The 15,878-nt window shown below is 53.0% G+C and carries 8 protein-coding genes and 1 CRISPR repeat array (1 of these 9 only partly in view); of the genes, 5 read left to right on the top strand and 3 right to left on the bottom strand.

The features are described from left to right. Window positions 1–332 precede the first annotated feature (332 nt). Genes H8527_RS06980 through H8527_RS06970 form a run of 3 tightly spaced genes read left to right on the top strand, consistent with a single transcriptional unit; the run spans window position 333 to window position 6,222 of the window. A complete protein-coding gene (locus tag H8527_RS06980) occupies window positions 333–1,412 on the top strand; it encodes an efflux RND transporter periplasmic adaptor subunit (RefSeq protein WP_187546808.1) in 1,080 nt (359 codons plus the stop codon). A 12-nt stretch (window positions 1,413–1,424) separates the two neighbouring features. Beyond that, window positions 1,425–4,817 (top strand): efflux RND transporter permease subunit, encoded by a 3,393-nt coding sequence (locus H8527_RS06975; protein ID WP_187546806.1) that lies wholly within the window; start codon window positions 1,425–1,427, stop codon window positions 4,815–4,817. Continuing rightward, window positions 4,795–6,222 (top strand): TolC family protein, encoded by a 1,428-nt coding sequence (locus H8527_RS06970; protein ID WP_187546872.1) that lies wholly within the window; start codon window positions 4,795–4,797, stop codon window positions 6,220–6,222. Before H8527_RS06975 ends, H8527_RS06970 begins: the two co-directional genes overlap by 23 nt. A 400-nt stretch (window positions 6,223–6,622) precedes the next feature. Here H8527_RS06970 and H8527_RS06965 read toward each other — a convergent pair whose 3' ends face one another. The 3 genes from H8527_RS06965 to H8527_RS06955 all read right to left on the bottom strand — a co-directional run bounded on the left by H8527_RS06965 (window position 6,623) and on the right by H8527_RS06955 (window position 10,763). Next, window positions 6,623–8,029, bottom strand: a complete 1,407-nt coding sequence (locus tag H8527_RS06965; protein WP_187546805.1) for a thioredoxin fold domain-containing protein — start codon at window positions 8,027–8,029, stop codon at window positions 6,623–6,625. A 680-nt stretch (window positions 8,030–8,709) separates the two neighbouring features. Beyond that, on the bottom strand, window positions 8,710–9,987 hold the full coding sequence (locus H8527_RS06960; RefSeq protein WP_187546804.1) for a hypothetical protein: 1,278 nt from the start codon (window positions 9,985–9,987) through the stop codon (window positions 8,710–8,712). Between the two features lie 68 nt (window positions 9,988–10,055). Beyond that, entirely contained in the window at window positions 10,056–10,763 is a 708-nt protein-coding gene (locus tag H8527_RS06955; RefSeq protein ID WP_187546803.1) for a 5'-methylthioadenosine/adenosylhomocysteine nucleosidase, read from the bottom strand. Between the two features lie 94 nt (window positions 10,764–10,857). Here H8527_RS06955 and H8527_RS06950 point away from each other — a divergent pair, with 94 nt between their 5' ends. Then, on the top strand, window positions 10,858–13,491 hold the full coding sequence (locus tag H8527_RS06950; protein ID WP_187546802.1) for a YfhO family protein: 2,634 nt from the start codon (window positions 10,858–10,860) through the stop codon (window positions 13,489–13,491). 193 nt (window positions 13,492–13,684) lie between these two features. After that, window positions 13,685–14,626: a hypothetical protein gene (locus H8527_RS06945; protein ID WP_187546801.1), complete on the top strand. Its 942-nt coding sequence runs from the start codon at window positions 13,685–13,687 to the stop codon at window positions 14,624–14,626. Window positions 14,627–15,278: 652 nt separating this feature from the next. Next, window positions 15,279–15,878: a CRISPR direct-repeat array (repeat unit 36 nt; unit sequence AGTGTTTCTATTGGCGGTTATACATCAAACCACAAC); it runs 291 nt beyond the window's last position.

Genomic DNA, 15,878 nt, shown 5'->3' with positions numbered 1-15,878 from the left:
CGTCTAATCTCTAACGTCTAAAAGCCGATATTGTAAACTCCAATCGCAATTTGGAGGGGCTAGCACCACAAAATGAAACGAAACACAGCGGACTAACATTTTTTTTACTATCGCACTGAGGGAGGGTAAACGGAAAAATGTAGTTTTGCTCTCGCAATCGGAACGTTTTCGTTAAGCCAAATGAGCATAATCGAGCTTGCTTGAGTTATGCCATGGCGAGAAAACGAAGGATGAAATCCAAGGCACTGCCTCCCTCATTTCCTTACAGGACTTTGCAACAAAGAGTCGAACAAGACCTTTGTGCAATTAAGACGCTATTTCAAACAATGAAGATGAAACAATTTTTGCTCTCCGCACTCTGCGCTGGTCTCTTCACGATGACCGCCTGCCAAAAAAAAGCGGAACAGCAGGTGGAAACCACCTACACTGCCACTACCCCGCTGGTGGACAGCATCGATTTGCCCAAAGACTATGCCGCCAACATCAATTCGCTGCGCAACGTGGAGATTCGCTCCCAACAGAAGGGGCTGTTGCAAACGGCCTACGTGAGCGAAGGACAATATGTGAAAGCCGGACAACCCCTCTTTCGAATTGCTGCCGTGGGCGTGGATGAGGAAATTGCCAAGGCGAAGGCGGAGATGGAACAAACGAGGATTGACCTGCAAAATGTGACGAAACTGGCGGACAACAAGGTGGTGTCGGTCAATGCGAAGCGTATGGCAGAGGCGAAACTGCGGAGTGCAGAGGCGGACTATCAATTGGCCGTGAAGCGCAAACATTTGTCGCTCATCAAAGCACCGTTTTCGGGCATTTTGGGACGCATTCCGCTCAAAGTGGGGAGTCTGGTGGACGATGGCGATTTGCTCACGAGTTTGTCGGACAACCGCCGAGTGATGGTGTATTTCAACATCTCGGAAACGGACTATTTGGACTATCGCCTGCACCCTGAACGCTACACGCAGAGTGGTCTGCAACTGGTGTTGGCCAACGGCGATGTGTTTGGTGCGCAAGGCCGCATTGTGGATCTGGGTGGACAGTTTGATGCAAGCACAGGGACGATTGCGATGCGGGCGGAGTTTGCCAATCCCGACAATTTGCTGCGCAATGGCGAGATGGGGACGGTGCGGTTGATGGTGAAGAAGCGCAACGCGCTGATGATACCCCAAGTGGCAGTGTTTGAGGAGCAAGATCGCAAATATGTGTTTGTGGTGGACAAGCAACGCCGTGTACACCAACGTGCAGTGACGATTGGGGCAGAATTTTCGGGGGGCTATGTCGTGAACAGTGGTCTCTCGGCTGGTGAACGCTATTTGGTGGATGGTCTCCAAAAACTGAACGATGGCGATGTGGTGCGCTTCAAAACAGTGGACCCTCGCACGGCAATGAAAATGAATCAACTCAGCGCAGACTAAAAACCAACGCTTATGTTTAAGATCTTTATTCGCCGACCAGTGTTGTCGATTGTGGTGTCGCTGGTCATCGCCTTCATTGGCGTGTTGGCGTTGTTCAATCTGCCGGTGACGCAGTTTCCCTCCATTTCGCCCCCAAAGGTGAATGTGGTGGCGAACTATCCCGGAGCGAACAACGAATTGTTGGTGAAATCAGTGATCATCCCCTTGGAACAAGCCCTCAATGGTGTGCCAGGGATGAAATACATAGAGAGCGATGCCGGCAATGACGGTGAAGCAGCACTCAACGTGATCTTCAAGTTGGGCACAGACCCCAATGTGGACGCTGTGAATGTGCAAAACCGCGTGTCGTCTGCCACGAACAAGTTGCCGCCTGAGGTGATCCGAGAAGGGGTGAAAATCTCTCGCGAAGAGCCCAACATCTTGATGTATATCAACCTCTACAGCGATGACCCCACGGCGGATCAGGGTTTTCTCTACAACTATTTCGACATCAACATAGCCCCCGAACTGCTCCGCGTGGACGGTGTGGGCGACCTCGACATCTTGGGCACGCGCAACTATGCGATGCGCGTGTGGTTGCATCCCGACAAGATGATGAGCTATGGTCTCTCCACCGACGATGTGCGCGATGCCTTGGAAGACCAAAATGTGGAAGTGTCGCCGGGTAAGTTGGGGGAAAGTGGCGGACTGCGCCCACAGGTGAAGGAATATGTGTTGAAATATCCAGGTCGATACACCACAGAAGATGAATATAAGAACATCATCATCAAAAGCACGAAAGGCGGCAATGCCGTGCGCTTGAAAGACATTGCCGATGTGCATTTGGGCAACGAGGTGTATGACATCTATTCCAGTTTCAACGGTAGGCCTTCGGCTGCTGTGACGCTGAAACAAGCCTACGGCAGCAACGCACGCGACGTGATTGGCAAGGTGAAAGCCGCTATGGCGCGTTTGCAAAAAGATATGCCCAAAGGGATGCACTATGAAGTGAGCTACGATGTGAGCCGCTTCTTGGACGCCAGCATCGAGAAGGTGATTCACACCCTCTTTGAAGCCTTTGTGCTGGTGGGCATCGTGGTGTTTGTGTTCTTGGGCGACTGGCGCGCTTCGGTGATTCCGATTTTGGCGATCCCCATCTCGCTGTTGGGAAGTTTCATCGCGATGATGGTGTTCAACATCACGCTCAATATGATTTCGCTCTTTGCCTTGGTGATGGCCATCGGTATTGTGGTGGACGACGCCATAGTGGTGATTGAAGCGGTGAATGTGGAGATGCTGCGCAATAAACTCTCCCCTGTGGAAGCCACGGAGAAGGCGATGAAGGAGATCAGCGGTGCCATCATTGCCATTTCGCTGGTGATGGCTTCGGTGTTCATCCCCGTGGCCTTTATGGGAGGGCCCGAGGGTATGTTCTACCGCCAGTTCTCCATCACGATGGCATCGAGCATCTTGTTCTCTGCCTTTGTGGCACTGACCTTGACACCGGCTTTGTGCGCCTTGATTTTGACCAAAGAGCAAGAGCACAACGTGAAGTTGGGCTTTGTGGGCAAGGCTTTGCAACGCTTCAATGCGCGTTTCGACCGCGGTAGCCAACGCTATGAGCGCGTGGTGCGTCGCACTGTACGGATGAAGGCGCTGACGCTTGGGGCGATATTGGCGTGCTGCGGACTCGCCTACTGGGTGAACTTGGGTTTGCCCTCAGGCTTTATTCCGCAAGAAGACCAGGGTATGATTTATGCCGTGGTGGAAACGCCTCCGGGTTCCACGATAGAGCGCACGAACGCTGCTGCACAGGCTTTTCTGAAAATTGCCAAGGAAGAAGAGGGTGTGGAGAGTGTGTCGTCGTTGGCAGGCTTTGAAATCCTCTCGGAAGGCACGAGTGCCAACTCCGGCAGTTGCTTGATCAACCTCAAAGATTGGAAGCACCGCAAGCGCACGGCCAAGGAGATTATCCGCGATTTGGAAGAAAAGTGCAAGACCATCACGCAGGCCAACATCGAGTTCTTCGAACCGCCTTCTATCCCGGGCTATGGTGCGGCAAGTGGTTTTGAACTCCGCCTGCTCGACAAGACGGGGAAGAATGACTATCACGAGATGGAGCGCGTGAGCAAGGATTTTGTGAAAGAACTGCGCAAACGTCCCGAGATAGGCAATGCCTTCACGTTCTATTCCGCCAGTTATCCGCAGTTTATGCTCCACGTGGACGACAATGCGGCTTTGCAGAAGGGTGTGCAACCGGGCAAGGCTTTGGAGAACCTGTCGATTTTGGTGGGGTCGGACTATCAAACGGGCTTCATCAGATTTGGCAAACCCTACAAGGTGATTGTGCAGGCGGCTCCGCAATATCGCGATTTCCCCGAACACTTGATGGGACTTTACACGAAAAATGAGGACGGAGAGATGGTGCCTTATGCCGACTTTATGTCGCTGTCGCGCACTTATGGTATGAGCGAAATCACGCGCCACAATCTCTACAACTCTTCTGAGGTGACGGGAGCGCAGGCTGCGGGCTATTCGAGCGGTCAGGCGTTGCGCGCCATTCAAGAGGTGGCACAGCGCACGCTGCCCAAGGGCTATGACTACGACTGGGCGGGTATCTCGAAAGACGAGGCTGAACAGGGCAACACGGCTATCATCATCTTTATGGTGTGCTTGGTGTTTGTCTATCTCATCTTGGCAGCACAATACGAAAACTTCTTGTTACCCGTGCCGGTGATTATCTTCTTGCCGGTGGGCATCTTGGGCGCGTTCTTGCTTTTGAAAATCTGTGGATTGGAAAACAACATCTATGCGCAGATTGCACTGGTGATGCTCATTGGGCTGCTGGGCAAGAATGCGGTGCTGATGGTGGAATATGCCGTGCAGCGCAAGAATGCCGGTGAGAGCATTGTGCAGGCGGCCATCTCGGCAGCGGTGGCGCGTTTCCGTCCCATCTTGATGACGAGCATTGCCTTCGTGGCAGGACTCCTTCCGCTGGTGTTTGCCACGGGAGCTGGTGCCATTGGCAACCGCACCATCGGCACGGCTGCTGTGGGAGGGATGCTCCTCGGCACGCTGGGCGGACTGGTGTTGATACCGGGACTGTATTATCTCTTTGCCGGTATGGCCGACAAATTGGTGCACTATCAGAAGGAGAAACCGCTGAGTGAGGAGAAGGATGTGGCTTACCGCAAGAGGAGGGCTACGAAGACTGGGGACGATGAGGTGTTTTTCCTAGAAGAACTGTCGGTGGAAGATTTGTCTCGACAGCATTCAGCACAAGCGGCTGAGGGTGCAGCGCAAGATGAGATAGCGCAAGATGATTTGGAGCAAAATGATTTGGCGCAAGATGATTTTGCCCAAGATGATTCGACGCAAGATGATGCTCAAAACGTTCAAGAAGATGACGACGATGAAAAGAAATAAGATAAATGTGGCAGTGTGCACTGCGGTGGTTTTGTTGGGCTTGGGAGCTTGCCAGACGCCGCAAGCCACTGTGGTGAAGTCTGATTTGAAAGAGAGATTGCTCAAGGGGGACACTGCGCACAAGGACACGCAGGACACGCTGATGTGGTGGAAACGCTTTGACGACTCCACGCTCCAAACGCTCATCGACACGGCTTTGGCAAACAATCACGATGTGAAAATGGCAGTGCAGGATTTGGCGATTGCCAAAAGCACCATCTTGGCGAAGGAGGGGGCTTTGCGCCCTGTGCTCTCGGGCAAAGTGGGACTGGGACTCTCGAAGCCTGGACGCTACACGGCGGAAGGGGCAGGCAATGCTTCGACGGAGATGACGCCTGGTCACAACGTGCCGACGGTGGTTCCGGACTGGGCTCCGGGGGTGCAACTGGATTGGACGATCGACCTTTGGCACAAACTGCAAAGCGACAAAAAGGCAGCGGTGGAACGCTATCTGGCTTCGGAAGCGGGACAACGGGCGGTGAGGAATAAATTGGTGGCTGAGGTGGTGGAAAACTATTTCACGCTCTTGGCACTGGACGAAAAACGGAAGGTGATGCTGCAATATGTTGCGCTGCAAAAGAAGGCGGTGCAACTGGCTAAGATTCAAAAGGATGCGGACGCTGGTACGCAACTGGCGGTGGAGAAATTTGCTGCTGAGGTGGCGAAGGGGGAAGCGGATGAGTGTGGACTGCGCGAGGAGATTTCGGCTCGTGAGCACGCGCTGAACTTGCTCTTGGGGCGTTTGCCGCAGGCGATTGTGCGCAAGGAGAAAGATTTTGCGGACTTGTCTTTGCCTTCTGCCCAAGGGGCTTTGGCGGTGGAGCGTTTGCTGGAAAGGGCTGACGTGGTGCAGGCTGAGCACGCTCTGGCAGCTGCGAAATGGGATGTGGAGACAGCGCGCAAGGAGTTTTTGCCGCAACTGAATGTGTCGGCTTCTTTGGGGTTGGACGCTTTCAACCCGAAGTATTTGGTGCGACTGCCGGAGTCGGTGGTGTGGAACGCGCTGGGAAGTCTGACGGCTCCGCTGATCAACAAGCGGGCGATTCGTGCACAGTTTGCTCAGGCTGATGCGCAGCAACTCAATGCGCTCTACAACTATGAGAAGACGCTTTTGGGGGCTTTTATAGAAACGCACGCTGCGCTCGCCAAATTGGAACATTTGTCGTTGGTGGAGGGTCACAGACGTGAACAATATGCTGCGCTGACGCGTGCTGTGTCTGCGGTACAACAGTTGTATGCCAACAACCGTGCTTCTTATCTTGAGGTGAACGACAGTGAGCGCGAACAACTGGACTGCCGCCTCTCACTGATTGACCAAAAACTGGAACAACTCTCCACCCTGATTGGACTGTTTTCTAATCTCTAACGACTAATATAAACAAAATTCCCACTCACCTGCAAAAGATGAGTGGGGATTTTTTTGTTTACCAGAGAAGAGGTAAGCGATAAAAGGAACAAAAGGAGGTTGTCGTGAATCAAAATAGATAAATTAACCCAAATCGATCATTAGACCGTTATGGTAGGACACGTAATAACCCCAATTCGGGATAAGGAATTCTTGTTTTTTGCCTTAAAATAGTTTCAGAAAAAGCCCCAAAAGAGGATTGTTTTTTCATACATATATTATTGATAATCAAACAGATAATGATATAACAATCCTCTATAAAACTTATCAGCAAAGTTACGGAAATTTATTGTATTGCAGATGATTTCTGCAAAGAATATGAGTTGAACTTGAACAAAAAGGCACTAATATGAAGAACCGCTTAATGGATGTGTACTATTTGTTGCACAATACTTCGCAATTCATTTTCACTCATCTGTCCTACTTTTGTTTTCACCAATTGATGGGATTTGTCATAGAACATCAAAGTGGGGAAACCCTCTGCTTGTTGTTGCTGCATAACGCGCTCTAATTCCGCATCTTTCAGCATATAGTGCCAACCTCCATGGTTTCCTTTCATATTTTGCCAAGCTTCCATACTCGTCAGTCTCGGACTTGTCATATCAAGGAGTTCCACATTCTCAAATCCCTCTTCTGCAAGCACTTTATAGAGAAGTTTGCTCATCACGGCACAAGGTCCACAAGCACCATACCAGAAATCAACAATCACAGGCTTTCCCTTGTGCTGAACCAATATCTCTTCCAGGGTTTGAGGTTGTCCATTTTCTGCACAGTTCACGAAGTGTCCACTTCGCGCTTGCGTTTTTACCTCTTGTTCGTGATACAACAACAAGAGTTTATCCCATTCTCCACTCGAAAATCCTGTATGGATATTCTGTAGTTGTTGTGCTGTTAATAGTTTACCATTCTCCAATTGAAAATAGTAACTGCTAAATGCCATCAAGTCACAAAACAGTTCGTTCGGCTTGTAGGGGATTTTAGCCAATTGACAACGCAATTTTTCTTTCCATTCCGGAATCGGAGTATCGCCTATACTTGGAATTTTCAGTGATTTATCAGATAAAAGAAAATAGAAGAAATCATCAGTGTCAGGTGAGGCATAGAGGATTTTGTCGTCAAAAACAATATCGTTGAGAAAAGCATAAGCACTAGCAGGTAGTTTAACCTTTCGAATTTTCATTATATTCAACATAGAAGCATAATAGCTAATCTTCAACTTATTCACAAGAATCTTCCTATCTTCAGCAGTAGTTGCAGAAGGATAGCCACTTATCTTTTTAACAGGGAACTTGGCGATTACGCTTGACTGCTTTTGGGGAAGGTATCGATCAGAAGCAAACACAAAGGTTAGCCAATCGAAACTCTTAAAAACAGAAGAACATCTTGCCCCTTCTGCCTTCAAGTTCTTTTGATTATCTACCCAAACTCTCAAAGTATCATTTTGCGAAAGCAAAACAAACTCTGTTTGACTGTTCTCCTCCAAATCAAGCTGCACAGCAGCATGCGCATAAAGCGAATGCAGAGGAAGCTCTCCACTTACATTGCCTTCAGCGTCAATACTTAAATCATACGTGTCAGCATTAGAGGCAAAGAAATCGTTATACACCACGGTTAAACTTAACTTCATAGCGAGCATTGCAGGCACTTTGCCTCGTACCACACATTTTCCTATCTTAATCGCATTGGTAGGTAAGGAAGTTTGCGCATTGCAAATGCAACAGTAGCAGCATAAAATCAGCCACAAAGGGAGAAAAAGAAAGCGTTTCATGGGCTTACGTTGGTTAAATGATTAAGGACACCTCAAATGTAACAATAAATTTCAACGTAGAGTCAATTTGTACTTTAAAAATCGGAGTGTAACGATTCATTCTTTTTTTGCACTTCGATTTTGAAAGTGCAGGGCTGAAATCCTACAAGAGGATTTCAGCCTTATTTTTTTACAGCAAAAAAACTTTTACCGGACATCAATAATTTCATTTCGTTCACCGACTTCCTGCAATTCGCACAAAACGAGAGGAGAAAACAGTCCCGCCCTTCCTCGCGCGCGTACCCTACAATAGTGTGTGCATTTTGCCTTCACGCCTTCACCCGATGAGATAAATCACAGAACGACAGCGAGTTGCGGGTGAAGGCAAAAGATGTCCCATCCTTCACCTCCTTCACCGGCTTTGCCTTCACCGGAAACTCCCTCATTTGCAGACATTTGTCTCTCCCTGTGAAGGCAGTGAAGGCAAAAAACACGACTTACATAGTAGTGACGCGCGCGTACGCGCGAGGGAGTAAAGCAATAGGAGCGGGGAAAATTTACCTCAGAGCTAAATTCAACTACCTCTGAGATAGAAAAAACTACCTCTGAGATAAATTCTACTTCCTCTGAGATTGCTATGTCTAATTTTGAAGACCTACTTACCATCTGCTATTTTCTCCTTACGCCGGAATCAACAGCATTCACCACCTCTTGAGCAGGAAAGAGGGACGGAAACGGAGGAAGAGGCCGAAGGAAAAGGCATTCCCCCAGCGCTCGGCCTGCGCAGGGCGGGCATCGGGGAAGGTGAGCCGTCCCTGCCGCGTGAGATAGAGGTAGACGTGCGCCCCCCAGGAGTAACCGGCGCCGAGAGAGCGAGCGTATTCCGCCCCCACGTAGCCGGTGCCCATATAGGAAAATCGTCCGCCTTTTTCTTTCAGCGAGAGGGCACCGAAGAAGGGGGCACCATAGAGCGAAACAAAGCGGTGGGCATAGAGCAACCCCAACTGTGTGCGCCAGCCGCTGCGCCAGTCGGCCGTGAGGGAGAGCCAGCCCGCACCACCGGAAGTCCAAGGCCAGAGCCGGCCGGCCTGCTGGTAGCTCACCAACGCCGAGGCTTCGGCATCAAGCGCGCGCAACGCTCCCGAAGGGCGCTCCCACCGCGCAGCAAGTCCCAGCGAAGCGTTGCTGAGGGTTTGCACGCCGAGGTTGAGACTCGGCAGGTCCTGTTCGCCTCCGCGGTGCTGCACGAGGAGGCGCGCCGGCAGCGAGAGCGTAAAACTGCGGTGGGCGCGCGGAGTGAGCCAAAGGCGGTGGGTCATCCCCACGGTGAATGCCTCTTGGTGGGTGTCCTGCTCAAAAATAAAACTCTGCCAATCGACCCACGCGTCCATCTGCCAGCGCCGGGTGTCGACGAGCAACTGTGCGCCCATCTCAGGGTCGGCACTGAGAGCGAGTTCGGGATTGTAGAGGGGGAGGGAAAGGTCGTGGTGCGTGCTGCCGTAGACTTGTCCCAGCACGAGCGTGGTGGAGCGACTGAGGCGGGCGGTGGCGCGGAGGAGCGGGAGCAGGTGAGCCCCTTCCTGCCATTGTGTGCCCTTCCACGTGGCGATGTCGTGGAAGGCGTAGTTGGGATATTTTCCCGCGCCCTCATAGACCTGTGCGTGAAATCCTCCTTCCAAGCGGAGGTGGGGCAACGGCTGATAGACCAAGCGGGGCTGCACACGAAATCCGGGGAGCGAATAGCCCTTGCTGATGGTGCCGTCGAACTCGTTGTCGTGAAAGAACGCCATGCCCTCGACCTCCAAACGTAGGGTGCGACTTTGAGCCGTGTCGAGGATGGCAGCAGTAGCGGCAGGGGTATCGGCCGTCAAGGGCTGTGCGTTCGTTCGTAGAGAAAAGACTGCCGGCAGTGTGCTGAGCAGGAAAGCGAGGCCGAAAAGGCGGAGACTGAAGCGAAAAATGCAGGAAGACGAAGACATGGTGCAAAAAGGCGGGAAGGGGATGAAACGAAAGGGGAGGGGCGTAGACGCTGAGGGCAGTGCACCTCTTACAATTGTTCGGGCAGTTGTGCTAAGAATGTGTGTGTGACACCAAAGGAACGGTGTGCCATTTCGCCCCAGAAGTCCTGATATTGTTCCCAGTGGGCTTCAACACCGGGGGTGTCGCTGATGATGCGGAAACTCAGGAAGGGGACGTTGTGCAAGTGGCAGGTATGGGCGATGGCGGCACTTTCCATGTCGACCGCCAAGCCTTCGGGAAACTCGCTTTTGATGTGATCGAGTTGGGCGCGGTCGGTGATGAACTTATCGCCCGTGCAGATGAGGCCGCAGTGGATGGGAGTGCTCACCTCGGGATGTTCCGCCAAGGAACGGGCAGCCGCCAGGAGGCGGGCATCTGCGGCAAACTGCTCCGGCAAGCCTTGCACCTGCCCGTAGGCATTGCCTTCGCCGCACCACACGTCGTGGTAGACCAGGGCGCTGCTCGCCACAACGTCCATCACGTTCAAACACGTGTCGATGCCTCCCGCGCAACCGGTGCTGATGATGGCATCGGGGCGGGTATGGGCGATGAGGTGGGTGGCGCCGATAGCGGCATTGACCTTGCCGATGCCGCACTGCATGAGGGTGACTTCGTGGGGTCCGATGCGCCCCTGGGTGAAGGTGTAGTGGGCAGCGGTGAACGTGGTGGCGTGGGAAAGCAAACGACACATTTGCTCGTGTTCTACCGTCATGGCAGAGATAATTCCAAGTTTCATAAGGTTGGGGATGATATTTTCCGGCAAATATACGTATTTTTCGCCGAGGTTGATGTATCTTTGCACGTAAAACCATTACCCAACTTCCAAAATCATGAAAGAACTCCTCAAACGCTCATGGCCGGATGTGCTGGTCGTGCTGTCTTTTCTTCTGCTGAGTTTCCTCTATTTTGCCACGCCCATTCTGGACGGGCTTGTGCTCGGTGGTCACGACACGGTGGCCGGCATGGGGCAAGGGCAGGAACAAGCGGCCTTCTATGAAGCCACGGGCGAACGTACGCGCTGGACGAACAGCATCTTTTCGGGGATGCCCACCTACCAGATTGCACCGACCTACGGCCCGACCGAAACCCTCGGCTGGGTGGGACGCATCGTGGGCTTGTTCACCACCGGTCCGCTCTCCTACCTCTTTCTCTATCTCTTCGGGTTCTATCTGCTCATGCGTGCCTTCCGCTTCCGCCCCTTGCTTTCGGCGTTTGGCGCTACGGCGTGGGCGTTCTCGACCTACTTTCTGATTATCATCGCGGCAGGACACATTTGGAAGGTCAATACCCTTGCTTTCATCCCGCCCACCATCGCCGGATTGGTGCTCGCCTATCGCGGCAAATACCTCTGGGGACTGATTGTCACGGGGCTGTTCACCGCCTTGCAGGTGCTGAGCAACCACATCCAGATGACCTACTATTTCCTCTTCCCGATGCTCTTCATCGTCGTGGCCTATGGCATTGACGCCCTGCGGCAGCGACAGTGGGGACACTGGGCGAAAGCCACTGCCGCTGTGGTGGTGGGCGGATTGCTCGGTGCGCTCATCAACCTCCCCAACCTCTACCACACGTGGGAATACTCCAAAGAGTCGATGCGTGGAAAGGGAGAACTCACCACGAAGGCGCAACCCACCGATGGCAAAGCGGCCACCGGCGGACTGGAGCGCGACTACATCACGCAGTGGAGCTATGGCGTGGACGAGACGCTCACCCTCCTCATGCCCGACTTCAAAGGCGGCGGTTCGCAGAGCATTATGGACCGCGAGGGCGTCGAAGACCTCGAAGGCTACGACGACTTCTACCAACACGCCTCGCAGTTGCAGCAAGCCACCGGCGGCAGTTATCTGCCCGGCATGTCGCAGTATTGGGGCGACCAGCCCATGACCGTCGGACCGGTCTATGTGGGCGCAATCATTGTCTTTCTCGCCGTGCTCGCCCTCTTCATCGTGGGCGGACCGATGAAGTGGGCACTCTTGGCCGCCACCCTCCTCTCGTTCGCCTTTGCTTGGGGAAAAAACACCATGCCTCTCACCGACTTCTTCATCGACCATCTGCCGATGTATGCCAAGTTCCGCACCGTCTCCTCGGCCCTCGTGGTGGCAGAGTTCACCCTGCCGCTGCTCGCCATCCTCGGACTGTCGCGCGTGCTGAGCGACCCCGAAGGCGTGTGGAAAGAACGCCGCAACCGCATCGGTGCCGGCATCAGTTTAGCACTTACGGCAGGCGTCTGCTTCCTTTTTGCCCTCGCCCCCAGTCTGGCCAACCTGATGTCGTCACAAGACCTGCAGATGTTCGATCAAATGCAAAATCTCGGTATGCCGGCCGACTTCTTGACGGGCTACCGCAGTGCCATCGCCACGATGCACGCCGCCATACTCTCGACCACCGCTTGGCGCTCTTTCGCCCTCATCACCGTGGCCGCTGCTCTCTTGCTGCTCTATGTACGCAAACCCAAGTTGTTGCCGGCTTGGAGCGTAGTGATCGTGCTCCTCGTCCTCACCTTGGGCGACTTGTGGAATGTCAATCGCCGCTACCTCAACGACGACAATTTCTCTGATCCCAACGAACGCCTCGAAGGTTTTGCTGAAACCCCGGCCGACAAGACCATCCTCTCCGACAAAGCCCTCGACTATCGTGTGCTCAACCTCACACAGGGCAACCCCTTCAACGAATCGACCAACCAAACGGCCTTCCGCCACAAGTCCATCGGCGGCTATCATGCGGCCAAACTCCACCGCTATCAGGACCTCATCGACCGCTACCTCATCGCCGAGTGCAACGCTGCCCACCGCGGCATCGAGTCGGCCCAAAAGGCTGTCATGGCCGACAGTCTCCACTTTGCTGCGCGCGGCATCCATGACGAAGCCTCGATGATGGCCGAAGTGAGCAAAGCCTATGCCGACCAGGCGCAAACGCCCATCCTCAACATGCTCAACGCCCGTTGGTTCATCCTCTCCGAGGGCAAAATCGCGATGCGCAATCCCGCGGCCAACGGCAATGCGTGGTTTGTCGACCGACTTCGCTTCGTGCCGAACGCCGATGCCGAAATCGCGGCCCTCAAAGGTCTCGACACGAAGACGGCGGCCGTGGCCGATGTGCGCTTCAAGGCTCAACTCGATGGTTCGCCCCTCGGCACAGGGTCGGTGCAGCTCACCCACTATGCCCCCAACGAACTCCACTACACGGCACAGACCGACAAGGGCGGTGTACTTGTACTTTCGGAAATCTATTATCCGGGGTGGACGGCCACCATCGATGGCCGGCCGGTCGAAATCGGACGGGTCAACTATGTGCTCCGCGCCCTCCGCATCCCCGCCGGCCGCCACGAACTCCGTCTGGAGTTCCGCCCGACTTCGGTGGCCACCACCGATGCCATTGCCTACGCTGCGCTCGCCCTGCTGGCACTCGCCCTCGCTTTCGCGCTTTGGCGCACTTGGCAGCAGGCGCGCATCAGTAAGAATTGATGCTATTTTACAAAAAGGAAATTCCCCTTTTTCTGATCTCCTCAACACGCCCCATATCCGTAAAGATGTGGGGCGTGATTTTTTTAACAGTCAGAGCGCACATTTCCGAATTTTATTTGTATTTTTGCCCGTGTAACCCTTAGTACGAAAAAGTATAACCACAGGAGATTGCTCCACCAACATCCTCTGAACTATGCAGAAACTCTTCACTCTCCAAAACGAGCACTTACAAGCCACGTTCTCTGCCCAAGGTGCAGAACTCCAATCGCTCACCGACCGCAACACAGGCCAAGAATACTGCTGGCAGGGCGACCCAGCCTATTGGAAGGGCCGTGCCCCCATCCTCTTCCCCATCGTAGGCGGAATGTGGAACGGTGTTTGCCGCATCAACGGTCAAACCTACGCCATCCCCAAACATGGGTTTGTGCGCAAGCGCGAATGGACGCGCGTTCCCGAAACCCGAAATGCACCCGCAGGCAACAGCATCACCTTTGCCATTGAAAACACGGCCGAAGAGTTGGCCATCTTCCCCTGGCCCTATCACCTCGAAGTGACCTATTCTCTCACGAGCCGCACACTCCGTGCCGACCTCCGTGTGCACAACCCCTCCTCCGCCTCCACCCTCTATTTCCAAATGGGCGGACATCCCTCGCTCCTCCTCCCCGACTGGAAAGCCGAAGGACAGGACGTTCAGGGCTACCTCCGCTTTGAAGGTCGCCCCATCGACCTCCTCCGCGCTTCCCTCCAAGGGTGCACCGAACCGAAGCGCGTGCCCATCCCCTGGAGCAACGACATCGAAACCTCCAACGCCCTTGCCCGCCACCAGCCCGTCAATGCCCTCGTGCCCATCTCGGTGACCACCTTTGCCAACGAGGCACTGATTTTCGACCGCAACCAACTATCGGCCATCGAGGTGCTTGACCTTCGCAAGCAACGCATCGCGCGCTTCGCCTCTTCGGCCCCGGTTTGGCTCGTATGGTCGCCCCAGGGACAGCACGCCCCATTCCTCTGCGTCGAACCTTGGTATGGCCTCTGCGACCCGCAGGAATTTGCCGGCAACATCGAGGGGCGTCCCTACATCCAGCACACTGCCCCCGGCGACACCTGGGCCGGATGGTACACGATGGAGGTGTAGGCCAACCACTCTTAAACCTCTATTTCCACAAAGAGCAACGCACCCGAAACCTGCCCATCCTTTCCCCTTCCTCGCGCGCGTATCCCTACAATAGTGTGTGCATTTTGCCTTCACTGCCTTCACCCGAAGAACTAAGTCCCAGAGCGACAGCGAGTTGCGGGTGAAGGCAAGAGGTGTTTCATCCTTCACCTCCTTCACCGGCTTCGCCTTCATTGATAACATCTTTATTTTCAACAGTTTGTCTCTCCAGGTGAAGGCAGTGAAGGCAAAAAACACGACTTACATGTAGTGACGCGCGCATACGCGCGCGAGAGAAAGCAATAGGAGCGGGGAAATTTTACCTCAGAGCTAAATTCAACTACCTCTGAGATAGAAAAGACTACCTCTGAGGAAGATAAGCAGAAACCCGATGTCGCGAGCAGCGTATTCGTCCCGATTCATCCTACGAAAACATTCGTTTTACAGATGTTTTCTCGTCACGGAATTGCTCAAAACTCCTCTTTCGTCTCAGTACGTTCGGCTGAACGAAAACATTCCGATTTGTTTGATTTGAACAGATTTGTTCGATTTCCGTCCATAGGACACTCCTTTTGGGATCGCTCTGTCGAGTGAGAAATCCAACAAATCTGTTCAAATATCTTTTGCTACTTTTCCGCTCGCCTTACCGGGTTATACATCAAACCACAACAGAATACGGAGTTTATCTGTCCATATTTCCAGTGTTTCTATTGGCGGTTATACATCAAACCACAACGACTCGGTAAGACCAGCCTGGGCGAGCATCAGTGTTTCTATTGGCGGTTATACATCAAACCACAACGGTGATTTCTTCATGATTTCAACTATTTGAGTGTTTCTATTGGCGGTTATACATCAAACCACAACTCGCTCTTGCTCACGACCACCATCACATGCAGTGTTTCTATTGGCGGTTATACATCAAACCACAACCGATTGGCGTAAAGAGAATATGACGGCTTCAGTGTTTCTATTGGCGGTTATACATCAAACCACAACCCGATGACTGGGACGACTGAACCGATGGCAGTGTTTCTATTGGCGGTTATACATCAAACCACAACCACGTGGGATTACAAAGTGGGGTTACATTTAGTGTTTCTATTGGCGGTTATACATCAAACCACAACCAAGCTTGGTAAGGAACGTAATGAGATTGAGTGTTTCTATTGGCGGTTATACATCAAACCACAACTGAACAAGGGTGACATTAGTACGAGTGATTAGTGTTTCT

Source organism: Alloprevotella sp. Lung230, assembly GCF_014385435.1.
In the GTDB taxonomy this organism is placed as follows: domain Bacteria; phylum Bacteroidota; class Bacteroidia; order Bacteroidales; family Bacteroidaceae; genus Alloprevotella.
Note: the sequence above shows the minus strand (reverse complement) of the source record. Positions and strands in the feature narration are given on the sequence as shown.

Coding starts and splice junctions, on each gene's coding strand:
- H8527_RS06980 (WP_187546808.1), top strand. CDS start 333: ATGAAACAATTTTTGCTCTCCGCACTCTGCGCTGGTCTCTTCACGATG.
- H8527_RS06975 (WP_187546806.1), top strand. CDS start 1,425: ATGTTTAAGATCTTTATTCGCCGACCAGTGTTGTCGATTGTGGTGTCG.
- H8527_RS06970 (WP_187546872.1), top strand. CDS start 4,795: ATGACGACGATGAAAAGAAATAAGATAAATGTGGCAGTGTGCACTGCG.
- H8527_RS06965 (WP_187546805.1), bottom strand. CDS start 8,029: ATGAAACGCTTTCTTTTTCTCCCTTTGTGGCTGATTTTATGCTGCTAC.
- H8527_RS06960 (WP_187546804.1), bottom strand. CDS start 9,987: ATGTCTTCGTCTTCCTGCATTTTTCGCTTCAGTCTCCGCCTTTTCGGC.
- H8527_RS06955 (WP_187546803.1), bottom strand. CDS start 10,763: ATGAAACTTGGAATTATCTCTGCCATGACGGTAGAACACGAGCAAATG.
- H8527_RS06950 (WP_187546802.1), top strand. CDS start 10,858: ATGAAAGAACTCCTCAAACGCTCATGGCCGGATGTGCTGGTCGTGCTG.
- H8527_RS06945 (WP_187546801.1), top strand. CDS start 13,685: ATGCAGAAACTCTTCACTCTCCAAAACGAGCACTTACAAGCCACGTTC.